The sequence below is a fragment of the Streptomyces sp. NPDC045026 genome, assembly GCF_056432625.1.
The window spans coordinates 1-15,667 of the sequence record NZ_JBWKIS010000047.1 but is presented as its reverse complement, the minus strand read 5'-3'; the positions used below and the strand labels follow the sequence as shown (position 1 = coordinate 15,667).

At 68.1% G+C, this 15,667-nt stretch carries 16 protein-coding genes and 5 pseudogenes; 5 read left to right on the top strand and 16 right to left on the bottom strand.

Annotated elements, in window-relative coordinates; genetic code table 11:
* Window positions 1-99: 99 nt before the first annotated feature.
* On the top strand, window positions 100-1,602 hold the full coding sequence (locus AC07EJ_RS44470; RefSeq protein WP_478886374.1) for an alpha-L-fucosidase: 1,503 nt from the start codon (window positions 100-102) through the stop codon (window positions 1,600-1,602).
* Window positions 1,603-1,760: 158 nt separating this feature from the next.
* On the opposite strand, the gene AC07EJ_RS44465 is transcribed toward AC07EJ_RS44470, so the two are convergent.
* Window positions 1,761-1,916: a hypothetical protein gene (locus AC07EJ_RS44465; RefSeq protein ID WP_389488539.1), complete on the bottom strand. Its 156-nt coding sequence runs from the start codon at window positions 1,914-1,916 to the stop codon at window positions 1,761-1,763.
* Between the two features lie 54 nt (window positions 1,917-1,970).
* On the bottom strand, window positions 1,971-2,183 hold the full coding sequence (locus AC07EJ_RS44460; RefSeq protein WP_389488537.1) for a hypothetical protein: 213 nt from the start codon (window positions 2,181-2,183) through the stop codon (window positions 1,971-1,973).
* Window positions 2,184-2,233: 50 nt separating this feature from the next.
* On the opposite strand from AC07EJ_RS44460, the gene AC07EJ_RS44455 reads away from it, so the two are divergent.
* Both AC07EJ_RS44455 and AC07EJ_RS44450 read left to right on the top strand, forming a co-directional pair.
* Complete coding sequence (locus tag AC07EJ_RS44455; protein ID WP_478886373.1) at window positions 2,234-3,319, top strand: integrase core domain-containing protein; 1,086 nt, start codon at window positions 2,234-2,236, stop codon at window positions 3,317-3,319.
* A 190-nt stretch (window positions 3,320-3,509) separates the two neighbouring features.
* Window positions 3,510-4,187, top strand: a pseudogene (locus AC07EJ_RS44450) (integrase core domain-containing protein); the annotation flags it as partial.
* A gap of 32 nt (window positions 4,188-4,219) precedes the next feature.
* Here AC07EJ_RS44450 and AC07EJ_RS44445 read toward each other — a convergent pair.
* The 8 genes and pseudogenes from AC07EJ_RS44445 to AC07EJ_RS44410 all read right to left on the bottom strand — a co-directional run.
* Window positions 4,220-4,452, bottom strand: a pseudogene (locus AC07EJ_RS44445) (integrase); the annotation flags it as partial.
* Window positions 4,453-4,520: 68 nt separating this feature from the next.
* The gene (locus tag AC07EJ_RS44440) at window positions 4,521-4,871 is read right to left on the bottom strand and encodes a DUF4190 domain-containing protein (protein WP_389708288.1); all 351 of its coding nucleotides are present in this window, start codon (window positions 4,869-4,871) and stop codon (window positions 4,521-4,523) included.
* Between the two features lie 119 nt (window positions 4,872-4,990).
* A pseudogene (locus AC07EJ_RS44435) lies at window positions 4,991-5,080 on the bottom strand (TetR family transcriptional regulator); the annotation flags it as partial.
* Between the two features lie 44 nt (window positions 5,081-5,124).
* Window positions 5,125-5,931, bottom strand: coding sequence for an integrase core domain-containing protein (locus tag AC07EJ_RS44430; RefSeq protein WP_478886372.1), 807 nt, complete (start codon window positions 5,929-5,931; stop codon window positions 5,125-5,127).
* A 69-nt stretch (window positions 5,932-6,000) separates the two neighbouring features.
* Window positions 6,001-6,192 carry a hypothetical protein gene (locus AC07EJ_RS44425; RefSeq protein ID WP_389488529.1) on the bottom strand — a complete coding sequence of 64 codons (192 nt, stop codon included), beginning with the start codon at window positions 6,190-6,192 and terminating at the stop codon, window positions 6,001-6,003.
* 45 nt (window positions 6,193-6,237) lie between these two features.
* A complete protein-coding gene (locus tag AC07EJ_RS44420) occupies window positions 6,238-6,609 on the bottom strand; it encodes a hypothetical protein (RefSeq protein ID WP_478886371.1) in 372 nt (123 codons plus the stop codon).
* A 7-nt stretch (window positions 6,610-6,616) separates the two neighbouring features.
* A complete protein-coding gene (locus tag AC07EJ_RS44415) occupies window positions 6,617-7,054 on the bottom strand; it encodes a hypothetical protein (protein WP_478886370.1) in 438 nt (145 codons plus the stop codon).
* A 187-nt stretch (window positions 7,055-7,241) separates the two neighbouring features.
* On the bottom strand, window positions 7,242-7,964 hold the full coding sequence (locus AC07EJ_RS44410) for a TetR/AcrR family transcriptional regulator (protein ID WP_389488523.1): 723 nt from the start codon (window positions 7,962-7,964) through the stop codon (window positions 7,242-7,244).
* A 151-nt stretch (window positions 7,965-8,115) separates the two neighbouring features.
* Here AC07EJ_RS44410 and speB point away from each other — a divergent pair, with 151 nt between their 5' ends.
* Complete coding sequence (gene speB, locus AC07EJ_RS44405) at window positions 8,116-9,135, top strand: agmatinase (RefSeq protein ID WP_389488521.1); 1,020 nt, start codon at window positions 8,116-8,118, stop codon at window positions 9,133-9,135.
* A gap of 646 nt (window positions 9,136-9,781) precedes the next feature.
* Here the strand turns inward: speB and AC07EJ_RS44400 are convergent.
* The 3 genes from AC07EJ_RS44400 to AC07EJ_RS44390 form a co-directional block, all read right to left on the bottom strand.
* A complete protein-coding gene (locus AC07EJ_RS44400; RefSeq protein ID WP_389488518.1) occupies window positions 9,782-10,948 on the bottom strand; it encodes an MFS transporter in 1,167 nt (388 codons plus the stop codon).
* Window positions 10,949-11,071: 123 nt separating this feature from the next.
* Window positions 11,072-12,295 (bottom strand): metal-dependent hydrolase family protein, encoded by a 1,224-nt coding sequence (locus tag AC07EJ_RS44395; RefSeq protein ID WP_389488516.1) that lies wholly within the window; start codon window positions 12,293-12,295, stop codon window positions 11,072-11,074.
* Window positions 12,289-14,151, bottom strand: coding sequence for a S9 family peptidase (locus AC07EJ_RS44390; RefSeq protein ID WP_478886369.1), 1,863 nt, complete (start codon window positions 14,149-14,151; stop codon window positions 12,289-12,291). The genes AC07EJ_RS44395 and AC07EJ_RS44390 overlap by 7 nt, the downstream gene beginning before the upstream one ends.
* A gap of 55 nt (window positions 14,152-14,206) precedes the next feature.
* Between AC07EJ_RS44390 and AC07EJ_RS44385 the strand changes: the two genes are divergently transcribed.
* Complete coding sequence (locus tag AC07EJ_RS44385; RefSeq protein WP_389488511.1) at window positions 14,207-14,758, top strand: TetR/AcrR family transcriptional regulator; 552 nt, start codon at window positions 14,207-14,209, stop codon at window positions 14,756-14,758.
* 85 nt (window positions 14,759-14,843) lie between these two features.
* On the opposite strand, the pseudogene AC07EJ_RS44380 reads toward AC07EJ_RS44385, so the two are convergent.
* The 3 genes and pseudogenes from AC07EJ_RS44380 to AC07EJ_RS44370 form a co-directional block, all read right to left on the bottom strand.
* A pseudogene (locus AC07EJ_RS44380) lies at window positions 14,844-15,061 on the bottom strand (hypothetical protein); the annotation flags it as partial.
* 65 nt (window positions 15,062-15,126) lie between these two features.
* Window positions 15,127-15,255 (bottom strand): annotated as a pseudogene (locus AC07EJ_RS44375) (integrase core domain-containing protein); the annotation flags it as partial.
* 121 nt (window positions 15,256-15,376) lie between these two features.
* Entirely contained in the window at window positions 15,377-15,595 is a 219-nt protein-coding gene (locus AC07EJ_RS44370) for a hypothetical protein (protein ID WP_389488508.1), read from the bottom strand.
* Between the last annotated feature and the right edge of the window lie 72 nt (window positions 15,596-15,667).

Here is a 15,667-nt window from a genome sequence, read left to right as displayed (position 1 = left end):
AACTCCCGGAGGAACGACTACAGGCTCATTGCGCATGTGGATTTCTCTGCCGCATCTGCTCTCGCCATCCCCCGATCTACGACGGAGAGGACCTCCTTCATGCCCGGATACGACATCACCAGGCGCGGCTTCCTCCACCGAACTGGCGCCATCGGTGCGGGCACCGCGTTCGCATCGCTCGCAGGCCGGACGACAGCGTCCGCGTCGACCGCCGCATCTGCGGCCCCGCTGCTCCAGGCGCCTGGTCCGTATGACGCGACACCCGAGTCATTGGCAGCACACACCGCACCCCGGTGGTACCGCGACGCGAAGTTCGGCATCTTCATTCACTGGGGCGTCTACGCGGTTCCCGCCTGGGGCGTCGACGCCGCCTACCACGCCGCGGAGTGGTACTCGTACGCGATGCACATCAGCGCCCCGGACCAGACCTACCAGCACCATCTGCGGGCCTACGGCGCCGACTTCGACTATGACCGATTCATCCCGCGGTTCCGGGCCGAGCACTACGACGCCCGGGCCTGGATCGAACTCATCGAGCGCGCCGGTGCGCGGTACTTTGTGCTCACCTCCAAGCACCATGACGGCTTCCAGCTCTTCCCCAACTCTGCATCCGACCGGAACTCGGTCGTGATGGGACCGCGGCGCGACCTGGTGGGGGAGCTGTTCGACGCCGCACGTACCAGCCCTCTCAAGCGCGGGATCTACCACTCGCTCGGCGAGTTCTTCAACCCCGCACTGCAGACGCCGCCGTGGAACCCGTACACGAAGGCGCCGATCCCCTACGTCGGGTACAAGCCGGTCCAGAACTACGTCGACGACTATCTGCACGTCATGCTGAAGTCCCTCGTCGAGGCTTACGACCCGGACCTGCTGTGGGCCGACGGCGAGCACTGGCATGCCGATCTCGGTGCGGGCCCGGCGTTCAAACCGAGAGACATGGACTGGCGCGGCGATGAGATCCTCGCCTACTACTACAACCAGGCCGCCACCCGGCCGGATCCGAAGGAAGTGCTCGTCAACGACCGCTTCGAGGCCAGTCACCGAGACTACGCAACGCTCGAGGGCGACAAGTCGAGCTACGCGCTACGAGCGGACAAGTGGGAGGCATGCCTGACGCTGGGCCGCTCCTGGGGCTACGACACGAACGAGGATCCGGCCTCCATCAAATCGTCGCCGCAGATCGTGCGACTGCTTGTCGACATCGTCAGCAAGAACGGCAATCTGCTCCTCAACATCGGCCCGAAATCCGACGGAACGATTGCCTCCTGGCAATCCGAGCGATTGCTGGCCGTTGGCGCATGGCTCGCCAGGAACGGCTCTGCCATCTACGACACTGTGCCCTGGAGCCGTGCCGCAGACGGCGACATGCGCTACACCGTCTCCGAGCGCTCGTTCAATGTCCTGGGCCTGAGCTGGCCCGGTGCACTGCTTACGGTGCCGGCGGATCTGCCCGTCGAGGCCCACTCGCAGATCAGACTGCTGGGCGCGGAAGGACACAAGATCCCCTTCCGGCGTACCGGATCGGGCGTGGAGATCGAGCTTCCGGACCGAAACCCGAACGGCGACGACTACCCGTTCGTCCTGCGGATCACCAAGAGCTGAGCTTGAGCGATTCCACCCGATTGGTAGACATCGTGGAAACTGGGCCTTGAGGGTCCCGAGGAAGAGATGTCACTGATGGTGTGGAAGGCGGGGCCGACGTGGCCCCAGCCCAGGAGCAGGAGCGGGGCGACGGTGTCGAGACAGGCCTTTTCGTAGCGTCAGGCCAGCAGCGGTTCGGCGGTGTTCAACGCGAGAGTGAGCAGCCCGCACAGGTGCAGCAGCCGGGTACCGGCCCGCAACTCCGCCTTGGACACGCCACGCAGGGCCAGGAACCGCAGCGCGACCAGGAGCCCGGCGACGGACAGGTCCACCATGGGGGCGATCAGCAGCGCGATCGGGTGGGGAACGCCGAGCCACAGGGCGAGCGCTCAGACGTTGCCGAAGGAGAAGACGAAGGCCAGGGCCGCGATGACCGCCATGACTACGGTCACGGTGCGCCGGGTGAACCGCTCCTCCGCAATGTGCTGCTGCTGGGCGGGGCCTTCTCGGACCAGCGCTGTGATCGGCAGTGCGACGAGCTGGATTCCGCCGGGGGCCTCCCTGTCCCGCTCGAAAATACGATTCTCGGCTGTGGCCTGCACGTTTGTTGATCCCGGCGACGCGGCGTCGACTGCCCTGCGACGATCTGCAGATGTCGCTGTCGGTCGTCGCCGCGCTGGTCCGGAATCTGATCGCGGTGCCCGCTGCCGTGCTGCGCAGCCGCGTGGCCAAAGATGCGGAAGTGTTGGCGCTACAGCATGAGAACGCGGTGTTGCGCCGTCAGATCGCCCGGGTCCGCTACCAGCCGGCCGACCGGATCTGGCTCGCCGCACTTTCTCGGTTGATCCCTCGCGGCCGTTGGCGCCAAGTCTTCGCGGTCACCCCCACCACACTGCTGCGCTGGCACCGTCAACTCATTGTCCAAAAATGGACGTTCGGACAGACGTGCCGTCCAGGCAGACCCACCACCGCCCCCATCGTCAAGCAGCTCATCCTGCGCCTGGCCCGGGAGAACAGCACCTGGGGCCACCGCCGGATCCAGGGCGAACTCGCCCGCCTCGGCTACCCGATCGCGCCATCCACGGTCTGGGAGATTCTGCACGCCGCCGGCATCGACCCCGCCCCGCAACGCTCCGGCCCGACCTGGCGCCAGTTCCTCACCGCCCAGGCCCACGGCATCCTCGCCGCCGACTTCCTGCACCTGGACACCATCTCGCTCAAGCGCCTGTACGCCCTGATCTTCATCGAACACGACACCCGCCGCGTCCACCTCGCTGGCATCACAGCTCACCCCACCGCCGGGTGGACCGTCCAACAGGCGAGGACCCTCGCCAGAGCACTGGACCACCGCATGGAGTCCTTGCGCTTCCTCCTACGGGACCGGGACAGCAAGTACACCGACGCCTTTGACGCCGTTTTCGAGGCCGACGACATGGAGATCCTGCGCAGCCCACCTCGGGCGCCCAAGGCGAACGCGATCTGTGAAAGAGCCGTGGGCACCCTCCGCCGCGAGCTCCTCGACCGGATCCTGATCTACGACGAGGCCCATGCTGTGAAGGTACTGACCGAGTACCTTCAGCACTACAACGGGCATCGGCCTCACCAATCCCGGCAGCAACTGCCCCCGGACAGCGCCCAATCGCCCGCCCCGACCGCCGTCGCCGACCTCCAGGCCCACCGGATCCGACGACGATCCACCCTCGGAGGCTTGATCAAGGAGTACCAGCGCGCCGCCTGACCGAACGGCACCACAGCTCACAGCATCGAATCGTATTTTCGAGCGGGACAGGGTGACGGCGTACACCGTGGACAGGATCACGAAACATGATCCCAGACGCGGCAGAGCCGCTGCTCAGAGTCCTGTGCTCCCGGTTCTCTGCGGCGAGGGGCTTCAAAGCGGCACGACGATTCGTGTTTTTGAGCCTCACAGGCTCGGGCATCCGATCGCATCGTCCACCGTCTGGCAGATCCTCAGCGCCGCGGGCGTCGGCCCGGCTCCACGCCGCTCCGGCCCGACCTGGCGCGAGTTCCTCATAGCCCAGGCCCAGGCGATCATCGCCGCGGACTTCTTCCACGTGGACACCGCGCTCGGCAGAAGACTATATGCGCTGGCGTTCTTGGAGCACGGCTCCCGGCGCCTGCACATTACCGGCGTCACCGCCCACCCGACGCGGGAGTGGGCCGTGCAGCAGGCGAGGAATCTCGCCGTCGACCTCGGCGAACGCATGGAATCCCTGCGCCTCCTCCTGCGCGACCGCGACACCAAGTACGACCAGCGCTTCGACGCCATCTTCGAAGCCGAGGACGTGGACGTGCTGCTCAGCGCGCCGCGAGCGCCGCGGATGAACGCTCACTGCGAGCGGGTGATCGGCACCATCCGGCGCGAGGCCCTCGACCACGTCCTGATCATGAACGAGGCCCATGCTCGGAAGGTCCTCGCCGCCTACCAGGATCACTACAACGGGCACCGGCCCCACCAATCCCGGGATCAACGACCGCCTGACACCCAGGAGCAGATCGCCGCCGTGCGCGATCTCAACGACCGCAGACTCCGGGGCACCCACGTCCTCGGCGGAGCCATCAACGAGTACCGCTACGCCGCATGACGAGCAGCGATGACTTTTCGAGCGGAACAGGGTGGGCGGCCGCGTCGTTTCGGCACGCAGGCCGCGGTATGGCGCCGCTCGAGCAGGTCACGGTGCCAGCGCAAGATCGTCTCTGGTCGTACCAGCAGCAGGAGGCGCCGCACGTCTCCACCGGCAGGTGGTGGAGCAGGCCGGCGAGGATGGTGGGGTCGATGTCGGTGAACGTGGGCCTGCCGACCTGGCGTTGCAGGACCAGTAGCTGGTGCCGCGGCGCCAGTATCTCCACGTCGGCGGAGTCCGGCCGCCGGGCTGCCCACGACGCCGACGTTTCGGGTCGTGGGCGGTGATGGTGCGTCAGACGACGGAGAGCGCCTGCGTCGTGGCCACGATCACGCCGAGGGTGGCGAACGCGATGCCGATGATGCCCATCACCATGCCGGCGGTCGCCATGCCGCGGCCGCCGCCCTCGCCCCGGTCGGCCATGCGCCGGGCCGAGACGCCGAGGCACAGCGCGATGATCGGCGGGATGATCGGGATCAGCACCAGCCCGACGATGCCGAGCACCATCGAGGCAGTCGCCTTGCCGCTGGGCAGCGGGGCGCCACCAGGGATCCCGTATCCGGCCGGAGGCTGCACGCCGTAACCCGGTCCGCCCGGGGCCTGCGTCCCCGTCGCGCCGCCTGCACTGCCTGACTGGTCAGTCATGTCTTCCTCTCCATCGGTACTGGTCATGACCATGGTAAAGAGTGTTTGTGGCGCTCTCGAACAGTGCGGTGAGGGATGTGAGATGAAAGATCTCGATCCGCCACCGGAGCCGGAGTGCCCTACGCATCCCGCGGTGCCGTCACGTCGATCAGCCGGCACACCGTCTCGATGTCTATCCGCACCTGGGCGATCGACGCCCGCCCCGACAGCCTGTGGGGTTCCAGAACAGGGTCACCTGCGCTGAGCTGCGTGTCTATGCCGCCCGCTCGTATTCGTTGATGAGGCCGCCGAGGCGTTGTCGGCGCTTGATCCGTTCGTGGGTAGGACTGGCGATGGGGTGGTCGGGCCGTGGCGGATGCAGTTGTTGTCCACGGTGGGGTCGGCGTCCGTTGTAGTGCTTGGCGTACTCGTCCAGGACAGCCCGTAGATGCCGCTGGCTGAAGATGAGCATCCGGTCGGTAACCTCCGAGCGGACGGTGAGCACGAACCTCTCCGCGTACGCATTCGCCCGTGGACTACGTGGAGGGATCTTCACCACGGCGATGCCCGCGTCCGCCAGGACAGCGTCGAACGACGCACTGAACTGACCTGCCCGATCCCGCACGAGAAACGTGAACTTGGACGCCCGGTCGCCGAGGCCGGCCATGAGATTCCGGGCCTGTTGCGTGGTCCACGGCCCGTCCGGATGGCTGGTCACGCCGAGGATATGCACGTAGCGGCTGCCGACTTCCATCGCGAAGAACACATACAGCCGCCGCAGGGTGACCGCGCAGTCGACGTGGAAGAAGTCGACGGCGAGCATGGTCGAGGCCAGGGTGCGCAGGAACTGCCGCCACGTGGTGTCGGTCTGCCGCTGGGGTGCCGGGGGTATCTTCCGGCGCCTCAGGACCCTGCGGATAGTGGAAGCGCCCACGTGGTGGCCGAGCTTGAGCAGCTCGCCCTGGATGCGCTGGTATCCCCACGACGCGTTCTCCAGGGCGAGCTGTTCAATGAGCGTGGCGATCGACTGGTCGATCGGTGGGCGGCCCGTGTGGTTCGGGTACGTCCACTTTTTCGTCACCAGCCGGCGATGCCAACGCAGCATCGTGTCGGGGGTGACCAGACGGTGCCGTCGCAGTTGCCGGGGCAGCTATCGGACCAGTGCTGCGAGGTACGCGCGGTCGGCCCAGTCGAAGCGCGGCTTGGGGTTCGCGCGGCGCAGCACAGCGACCTCATGACGTAGGACCAGCAGCTCGACGTCCTTGGACGCGGAGGAACGGGCGAGCAATGCGAACCAGCCGAGCAGCCGGCTGAAGATCAGATAGAGCAGACGTAGCGACACCCCGAGATCATTCCCTGGAGGTAGTGCTCCACCCATCGCCACTGGTCATAGAGCCAGGCCGAGTTCTGGAACCTGACAGGCTGCGTGGAGGATCTCCCAGACTGTGGACGGGGCGATCGGGTAGCCGAGGCGGGCGAGTTCGCCCTGTGTCCGGCGGTGGCCCCAGCTGCTGTTCTCCTGGGCCAGGCGCAGGATGAGCTGCTTGACGGTGGGCGCGGTGGAGGGTCGGCGGGGGCGGCGGTGCCGGGTGAACGTCCGTTTCCTGGCGGTGAGTTGGCGGTGCCGGGCCAGGAGTGTGGTGGGGGTGACCGTGAAGGTTTGGCGTCGGCGCTCGCGCGGGACGAACCGCGAGAGCGTGGCGAGCCGGATCCGGTTTGCGGGCTTGTGGCGGACGCGGGCGATCTGACGGCGCAGCACCGCGTTCTCATGCCGTAACGCCGAGGACCTCTGTGTCCTTGGCCACGCGGCTGCGGAGTACGGCAGAGGGCACCTTGATCAGATTCCGGACCAGCGTGGTGACGATCGACAGCGACATCGAAGGATCGTCCCAGGCGCCATTGAGGCTGTTGCCCCGCGTGGAGAAGCTGCAGGCCAGAGCCGGAATCGTATTTCCGAGCGGGACAGGGTGCAGACCTGTCGGCGTGAGCTGCTGGACCGCACGTTGATCTGGAACCAGCGCCACCTCTGCCACGTTCTGCGGGAGTTCGAGCGGTTCTACAACTCCTATAGGCCCCATCAGGGCATCGCGAAGGCCCGACCGCCACACCCGTTGCCCCAGGTGATCGCCGATCCAGGGCAGGTCACCTGCCTCGACATACGCAGGCGTGAACGCCTGGGCGGCATCCTCCACGAGTACGAACATGCCGCGTGACCTGGGCGGACGAGGTTTCCGGCAGGGGCACGGTCACCCGCAACAGATTTGAGTCGGTTCGAAATCAGGTTTCTGCTTGAGCCCGACACTCCGGCGCGCCAGGAGCGAAGGACACAGGCGTGGCGGGCACAGGCGACGACCCCAGCAGTTCACGCGCCGCCCAAGGCGTGCTCCACCGTCAAGGACGTGCTGCGGGGCTGGGTGCGCGTCGGCGCCTGGCGGTCGGGCGCTCGGGGGCCCTCTGGGGAGGGGTCCCTTCGGTGTTGCTGCAGGGAGCAGGCTGGGTGGGGAGGGGTTGGAACGGGAGTTCGCCGTGGAAGCCCACGGCCAGGGCGAGTTGGCGGCCCGCGAGCCTGCGGGCCTCGGCCAGGGTCAAGGTCGGGTCACTGGCCGTCAGCCGTGTGGACAGCCCGGTCAGCAGGGCCAGGGCGATGGTGGCGACCTCGCCCGGTACGCACTTGTGAAACACACCCTGCTCCAGACCGGCGGCAACCGCCTCTCCTAGAGGCTGCAGCAGGCGATCGTTCAACGCGGCCAGGCTGCGGGAGAGTTCGACCGAGCCGGCGGCGCGCAGCTCCAGTTCGGCCCACAGCCGCAGCTCCAGAACGTCCTCTGGAGTCAGGGGCAGCCCGAAGTCGATGAGGTCGGCGAGGCGCTCGGGGGGCGCTTGGCGGTGTGTGCTGTCAGTGGTGCGCTGAAGGCGTGCCTCCGCAGCGCCGAGCGACTGTGCCAGCGCCTCGGTGAGCAGCTGGGCGCGGTTCGCGAAGTGGTAGTGGACAAGGGCGGCCGAGACTCCGGCCCGCTTGGCGATATCGGCGATGCGGACACCGTCGAAGCCGTCGCGCGCGATCAGTTCCAGCGCTGCGCCCAGGACCCGCTCGCGACCGTCGTGCGCACTCATGGGAGCAATCCTTCCACAGGGATTGCCATCAAGAAATCCTGACATTAATGTCAGGGCGGCTCCTGACATTAAAACCAGTCATGGCCGTACGAGGGTCCCGTCGCCCCAACGCCAACGCGCATCCTCACCCCCGTCCCAAAGGAGAGATCCCATGACCCGGTACGGCGCCATGTTCGGCCCCGACATCACCTTCCTCGGGGTGGACCGATGCACCCTGGACGACCCCGGGAGCCACGGCGACGCTGATGTGGTCATCGTCGGCGCGCCCTTCGACGGCGGCGTCACCCACCGCCCCGGCACCCGCTTCGGTCCGCAGGCGATGCGCGCCACCGATTACAACGCCCACGACGGCTCTCGTCCCTCCATGGCGATGCGTGTCGACGCCCTGGCCGACCTGCGCGTGCTGGACGCGGGCGACGTGGAGATGTTCGCGGGCGACATCGAGGGCAGCATCAAGGCCATCGAGGAGGCGGTGGCCACCATCGCCGCCTCCGGGGCGGTCCCGATCATCCTGGGCGGCGACCACACCATCGCCCTGCCCGACGTCACCGGCGTCGCGCGCCACCACGGATTCGGCCGGGTCGCGATCATCCACTTCGACGCCCATGCCGACACCGGTGACATGGAGTTCGGCCACCTGCACGGCCACGGCCAGCCCATGCGCCGCCTCATCGAGTCGGGCGCCGCGCGCGGCGACCGCTTCATCCAGATGGGCCTGCGCGGCTACTGGCCCGGCCCCGAGACCCTGGACTGGATGGCCGACCAGCACATGCGCTCCTACGAGATGAGCGAGATCACGCACCGCGGCCTGGACGAGTGCCTGGAGGAAGCCATGGCGCTGGCCCTGGACGACTGCGACACGGTCTTCCTGTCCGTGGACGTCGACGTCGTCGACCCCGGCATGGCCCCGGGCACCGGCACCCCCGAGCCCGGCGGCCTCACCTCGCGCCAACTGCTTGACGCGGTACGCAGGCTCTGCCTGGAACTGCCCATCGCAGGCCTCGACATCGTCGAGGTCTCGCCGCCCTACGACCACGCCGACATCACCGCCTACCTGGGCAACCGCATCGTCCTCGAAGCCCTGTCCGGCATGGCCGCACGGCGGCGCGGCGACACCTGGAACCCCGCCCGCCCCCTCCTGGACGGACGCGGCACCCGCCCCACCAGCTGAGCCGCCCACCCCCGCGCCACCCGAACTCCTCGCTCCATCGCCGATCCGTTCCGTGGCCACCTCAAGGCGATCGGATCGTGCAGGGAAGGCACCAGCCGGGAAGCAACCGTCGCGCTCGCCGCCTTGCGCCATGCCCAGTCCCTTTCCCGCAAGGTCGGCGGCAACAACGTCTCCGCGTCTCAGCGATAAGTCGTCCATGCCCCACGAATCAAGCTGCGGGTGATAGTCGAAGAGCCGAACGGCGAAGGGTCCGTGCAGCGACCACTGCACGGACCTTCGCCGTTCGCCGGCCCTCCATAGGATTCGAACCTGCAACCCTTCACTTGCAGTCGTAACGTGACCACGTTTCAGCTCTCTTGATGGTCCGTCAGCAGATGAGTCCACAGATGAGCGAGCGAGATGAGCTGGTTGTGGAGGCTGATGCTGTTCGCGTGACCGCCGCCATGGCCGCAGAGCCAGGCTGATCTCTCCGAGACCGAGTCGGCGGTCACGCCAGCGGGCCGCGGGGGGATGACCGCACGGCTCGATCACCGCACGGAGGACGACAGTCGGGGCCCGAGGAAGGAACGACCCCCTCGTTGGCGGGACTTGATCTCGTCGAGGACGAGCTTGATCTCCCGGCGCCGGGATCAGGGAGGCCTGGTTTCTAGCGCACCGCGCGGATCGGCAGGATGGCGAGGGCCGCAAGGGTGAGGATCACCATCGAGCTGGTGAACAGGGCCGGGTATCCGCCCAGGTGCGACACCACCAGTGCGGCGTAGAAGGGGGAGACGGCCAGAGCGGCGCCGCCGGAGAGGAGGAAGAGGCCCATGTCCTTGCCGGTGTCCTCCGCGCGGGGGAGCACGAGTGTCATCAGTACGCCGTCGGACGCGTAGTAGGAGCCGAAGCCGAAGCCCTGCAGGATGACGAAGATGATGAGCGCCGGCCATGTGGGCCAGATCAGCGGCACCGCTGCGCCGAGGCACATCAGTGCCGTGGAGCCCATGACGTAGGGCTTCCGTCGGCCGGTGCGGTCCGTGAGCCATCCCGTCAGGGGCCCGGCCACCAGCGGAGGAACGGCGATGACGAGCGCGAGGACCGCGACGCCCTGGGCGGGGTCGCCGTCGTAGTGGACGTAGTCCTGGAGGAGATAGAGAAGGAAGTAGAGCGGGCCTCCGTACCCGAGGTGGAACAGGGCTCGCGCGGCAAAGGCCCAGGCGAAGTCAGGGTGTTGTCGCGGACTGATCCAGTACATCTCGCGGAGGTTGCGCAGAGTGAAGGGGACGCGTGGCTCGTCGAGGCTGGAAGGCTCGGGCGCGACCACCACGAACAGCAGCGCGGCCACAGCGAGCGCGGCGCCGAACACCAGATAGCCGGTGAGTACGGACAGGGTGAACTGGCTTGCGAGGGCCATGCCGAGGGGGTTGCCCACCAGCCAGGCGACGCCCTGCCACGCCGAGGCCCTGCCACGTTCTTCGACAGGAACGCGGTCGGCTATGAGCGGGCTGAGTACGGTCTGGAGCAGGCTGAGCACCACGTTGGTCGCGCTCCAGACGATCAGCAGCATGGGCACCGAGCGTGCCGCGCCGGATCCCGCCATGCCGAGCAGACTGATGAGCGTTGTCGCCACGATCCAGGGGGCACGTTTGCCGAACCGGGAGCGGGTGCGGTCGGACAGTGCCCCGCCGATCGGTGTGACGAGGGCGCCTGCCAGCGCGGAGACGGCACTGATGAGCCCGAAGACCTCAACCTTGTCGGCCGGTGCCAACTCGGCGACCTGGATGGCGATCAGCACCCCGGCCGGGGCTCCGAAGCATGCGGACAGGGTGGTCATGGCTACCGCGTAGCTGGGTAGAGCTCCGCGACCCAGCCTGGGCTGTGTGAGGTGTTCGGTGGTCTGCGTCATGGTGGTGTCCGGCTCTCTGTCGGGCCTCGGGCCTGGGGCAGTCCGCGGCGGTCAGGAGGTGAGGAGGTGCTGGGTGTCCTTGACGATCCGGCCGTCCTTGACGACCAGCACGACGCTGGCTGGGTCGTCGAAGAGGCCCGGATCGGTGAGCGGGTCGCCGTCGATCGCGATGAGGTCGGCGGTCTTGCCCGGCTGGACGGTTCCCAGCAGGTGGTCCAGGCCGAGGATGCGGGCATTGACGGAGGTGGCGGAGGTGATGGCCGCCATGGGGCCGATGATGTCCGCCTTGAGGGCCAGTTCTAGTCCGTGGCGTCGGGGGGCGCCGCCGAGCAGGTCCGATCCGGAACCGACCGGGACTCCGGCCGCTGCCGCCCTGCGAAGGGACTCCGCCATCGCGGCCTCCATCCCCTCTGCCCGGGCGGCGATGTCCGTGTGGACGCCGATCCGCCCGGCGTCCTCGGCCAGCAGCCGGGCCGCGGTCAGCGTCGGTACCAGGGCGGTGCGGTGACGGGCCATCAGGGAGCGGGTCTCCTCGTCGAGGAAGCTGCCGTGCTCCACGCAGCGTGCTCCTGCCAGGACCGCGGCCCGGACGCCCTCGCTGTTGTGGGCGTGCACGGTGACGTATGTGCCGCGGGCGTCCGCTTCCCGAACGGCAGCCCGGATCTCGTGGTGGGTGAACTGGGTGTCGCTCAGTGAGTCCGAGTGGGAGAGGACGCCGCCGGTGACGCACATCTTGAGGAAGTCCGCTCCGCGGCGGAATGCCGTCCTTGCGGCGCGCGTGACCTGGTCCGGGCCGTCGCAGACCAGGCTGATCTGGCCGAGGCCTGGTGCGGCCCAGGCGTTGCCGCTGCAGAAAGGTGAGCCGAAGTGACCGTGGCCACCGGTCTGGGCCAGTATCGGCCCGGCCACCAGCAGGCGCGGCCCCCGTACCAGACCGGATTTGATGGCGCGTACGAGGCCCCCGTCCGCGCCACCGCAGTCGCGCAGAGTGGTGAACCCGGACTGCAGCGCCTGCTCGGCGGCGCGGAACATGCCGGCCGCGACCTCGGCGGTGGAGACCTTGCCCCCGGCGACGTCGTCGAGGGAGAGTCCTGCGCCGAAGAGATGCACATGGGCGTCGATGAGCCCCGGCAGGAGGGTCAGGCCCGTCAGGTCCAGCGTCCGTCCGGACGGCGCGCGGTCGTGGATGCGCGTCCCGTCGATCACGACGTGCGTGTTCTCGACCGGATCGCGCCCGGTTCCGTCGATCAGGGTCGCCCCGGCGAGCGTCAGCACGTGTGCTGCCCGAGGTGGCGGTCCATCCACTCCACCAGTGCCTCGTCCTGGGCCTCGCGGATGGCGGGGGGTCCGGAGATCGACCCGTTGTGGCCGACACCGGGGAGAACGAGCATCTCGGTCGGGCACTCGGCCGCGGTGAGGGCGGTGTAGAACTGGCGGGCCTGTTCGGGCGGGCAGCGGTGATCGTGTTCGGACTGGATGAGCAGTGTGGGAGTGACGCTGCGGTGGGCGTGGGTCAGAGGGGAGCACTCCGCGAGGCGCCGCACGGAGTCGCCCATCGCGGCGCCGACCAAGGGGACGCCGATGTCGGAAGTCCCGTACAAGCTGTGCAGGTTGGTGGCGGGGTTCTCCGCGACCGCGGCCCGGAACCGGTCCGTGTGGCCGACGATCCAGCAGGTCATGTAGCCGCCGTAGGACAGGCCGCAGACGCCGAGCCGGTCGGCGTCGGCCAGGCCCTTGTCGACGGCGTGATCCACCGCCGACATGAAGTCGGGGAAGTCGCTCTCTCCCCAGGCGCCGCTGGTGGCGGAGGAGAACTCGGGGCCGTATCCGCGTGAGCCGCGCGGGTTGATCATGAGCACGCCGTAGCCGCGGTCCGTGAGGTGCTGTGCATCGGCGTTGTACGACTGCCCGTAGGCCAGTTTCGGGCCGCCGTGGATCATCAGAACGGTCGGGTACGGTGCGGTGGCCCCGGCGGGCCGCAGGAACCATCCGTCGATCTCCGTGCCGTCGGCCGAGTGGATGGCCAGCTCCTCCACCGCGTGAACGGGCTCGGCGGCCAGGAAGGTGACCCGTGTTTCGGCGAGCGTGGCGATGTCTGTGACGTACAAGTCCGGCGGACAGGCGGCGGTGGCACTGGTGTGGAGCAGGCGTCCGGCGCGCAGCGCGATCGGATGAGCCGTGCGCGGTCCGGTGACGAGGGGTGCGGACCGAACGGGGCCGTCGAGAGCGAACCGGTGGATCTCGAGGGTGCCGCCACGCTGTACGCGCGCCACCGCGTGCGTGGAGTCCGCGAGCACCACAGGGCTCTCGCCCAGGGGGCTCGGCATATCGGAGTGGAATCCTCCGTGCAGGTCGAGGCCCAGATCCTCGGTCAGGCAGCGTGACCCTTCAGGGCCGGTGATCCATAGGTCGCCGACCGACGCCGGGTGGAGCATGGCTGTCGAGCCGTGGACGATACGGCCGTCCGCCAGTGGACGAGCCACTGCCAGGTCCGGCACCAGGGGACCGCACTCGGTGATCCGGCCGTCGAGGGTCACCGTCCGCACCTGGTCCGCGAGGTGCGGTGAGGCCGGCGGGAAGCTCGCCACATAGGTGATGCCGCTGGGGCCCCATACCGGGTCCCGGTTGAGCCGGTCGTCGTCGGTGAGCCTGCGCACCTCGCCCGTTTCCACGTCGACCGCGTAGATGTCGGCGTGGGCGTCGTCGAGCAGGCCGATGCCGTCCGCCCAGGGGACGGCGCGCGTGATGCGGTAGGGCACGTTCGGGTCGCGGGGAGGGTTCTGCGGCGGGGTGGTCCAGGCAAGCCGGCGGCCGTCCGGACTCCACACCGGCCCCTGAGTCACGGCCGTCTCGGCGACTCTGACCACGTCACCGGACTCCGGGTCCAGCACGTGGAGTTGAGGCAGTCCGGCGCGGTCGGACACGAATGCCACGCGCCGTCCGTCGGGGGACCAGGAGGGATCGGTGTCGCGTGAGCCGTGCCCGAAAGCCCGGAAACCAGGCTCGCCGACGGTGCTGAGCCGCAGCTCCACCCGGTCGGCTGGTCCCTCGGCCCATTGAGCGGCCCAGACCACGCGCCGCCCGTCCGGAGAGAGATCGGCGCTGTGGACAAATATCGGAGAGTCGGGCAAGGCAGGGTCCCTTCATGTTCCACTGGTACAGAACGGGAGCGTGTACCATTGGTACATGGGTCGTCAAGAGTCTCGTAACGAGCTGCTCACCAAGGCCGTCGCTCATGTAGGCGAGCGCGGCATGGCCGATGTGTCGCTCAGGGGTCTCGCCGAAGCGATCGGCACCAGCCACCGGATGCTCATCTACCACTTCGGGTCCCGCGAGCGGCTGCTCGCCGACGTGCTGCAGCAACTCCGCATCGAGGAGCAGCGGACGTACTTCGCCGACGTGCCGAACTGCACCCGTGCGGAGATGTCACGACTGCTCTGGGAGGTCTACTCCTCGCCGGCCTCGGACGCACGGATCAGGAACGTCTTCTATGTGCTCGGCCTCGCCGCCCAGGAGCCCGATCCCTACCGGGAGTTCCTCGACTCTCTCGCCAACTGGACCGACATCCTGCGGGAACTGGGCATCCGCGAGGGACTGGACGAAACAACGGCCGGCAACCAGGCACACCTGCTCGCGTGGTCCATCCGCGGCCTGCTGCTCGATCTGGTCATCTCGGGGGACCGGCAACGGGCCCAGAACGCCTTCGACACCCTGTGCACCGCGTTGAACTTGCGCTGACGGCACTCCGGGCGGGGGCCGGTCGCGGTCGGCGCGCGTCCGACAGGGCGCATACACCTCTGGGAGGTCGTCTTCTTCCGTTGCTTCATCCTGTCTGCGGTTGATGTTGTTCTGCGGGGTCGCGCCAGGAGGCGGTGGTCTCGCCGGTGGGGGCCCGGGCCATGAGGCCGGTCATGGCGAGGTGGATCATGGCTTCGGAGTGGGCGGGGAGGGTTCATGGCCGCGGGCCAGCCGGCGGTGCAGCAGCCAGCCGTAGGTCCGTTCGACGGTCCACCGCTTCGGAATCCGGGGGGCTGTTGGACGGAGTCCGGTGGTAGTTGATGGTGTGCCCGATGGGGCCGGTGCCTGTTGTCATGCGGTTGGTGGGCGGCCGGGACTTGCCGGGCGTGGGCCTCGTTCGTGGTCTGGATGTGGTCGAGGGTTTCGTGCCGGATGCTGTCGATCACTCGCTCGCCGTGGGAGTTCGCCCGGGGAGCTCGCGGCGTACTCTTGATCATTTTCACGCCGTCAGCCGTCGATGACGGCGTCGATGGACTGCCCGCACCTGCCTTCGCGGTCACGTATCAGGAAACGTGGGGCCTTTATGCGTGTGCCCAAGTCGGCTGCCAGGTTCCGTGCTTACTGGACCGCCCACTCTCGGGTGGGGTGGGCGGTGACGCCGGTGATGTGTAGCCGCCGGTTGGCGTGCTCGAGGAACGCGGGTGCGTACAGCCGCCGACCGAGCACGGTGCCGAGAGGGAAGTAGTCGACGACGATGAAGCCCTCGGCTTGGGCCGCGAGGAACTCCCACCACGTCACACCGCACCCGGCCCGCGCCTGTGGGGCTCGAAAAGTCATCGCTGCAGTTCAAGCGGCATGTCGGTACTCGTTGATTGCTCCGCTGAGGATCCGGGTGCGCAAGAGCTTGCG

What these genes read in the sequence shown, in the direction of transcription:
- AC07EJ_RS44410 (WP_389488523.1), bottom strand. Translation starts at nt 7,964, where the DNA reads ATGAGTGCGCACGACGGTCGCGAGCGGGTCCTGGGCGCAGCGCTGGAA.
- AC07EJ_RS44400 (WP_389488518.1), bottom strand. Translation starts at nt 10,948, where the DNA reads ATGACCACCCTGTCCGCATGCTTCGGAGCCCCGGCCGGGGTGCTGATC.
- AC07EJ_RS44370 (WP_389488508.1), bottom strand. Translation starts at nt 15,595, where the DNA reads ATGACTTTTCGAGCCCCACAGGCGCGGGCCGGGTGCGGTGTGACGTGG.
- AC07EJ_RS44415 (WP_478886370.1), bottom strand. Translation starts at nt 7,054, where the DNA reads ATGTTCGTACTCGTGGAGGATGCCGCCCAGGCGTTCACGCCTGCGTAT.
- AC07EJ_RS44465 (WP_389488539.1), bottom strand. Translation starts at nt 1,916, where the DNA reads ATGGTGGACCTGTCCGTCGCCGGGCTCCTGGTCGCGCTGCGGTTCCTG.
- AC07EJ_RS44455 (WP_478886373.1), top strand. Translation starts at nt 2,234, where the DNA reads ATGTCGCTGTCGGTCGTCGCCGCGCTGGTCCGGAATCTGATCGCGGTG.
- speB (WP_389488521.1), top strand. Translation starts at nt 8,116, where the DNA reads ATGACCCGGTACGGCGCCATGTTCGGCCCCGACATCACCTTCCTCGGG.
- AC07EJ_RS44470 (WP_478886374.1), top strand. Translation starts at nt 100, where the DNA reads ATGCCCGGATACGACATCACCAGGCGCGGCTTCCTCCACCGAACTGGC.
- AC07EJ_RS44440 (WP_389708288.1), bottom strand. Translation starts at nt 4,871, where the DNA reads ATGACTGACCAGTCAGGCAGTGCAGGCGGCGCGACGGGGACGCAGGCC.
- AC07EJ_RS44385 (WP_389488511.1), top strand. Translation starts at nt 14,207, where the DNA reads ATGGGTCGTCAAGAGTCTCGTAACGAGCTGCTCACCAAGGCCGTCGCT.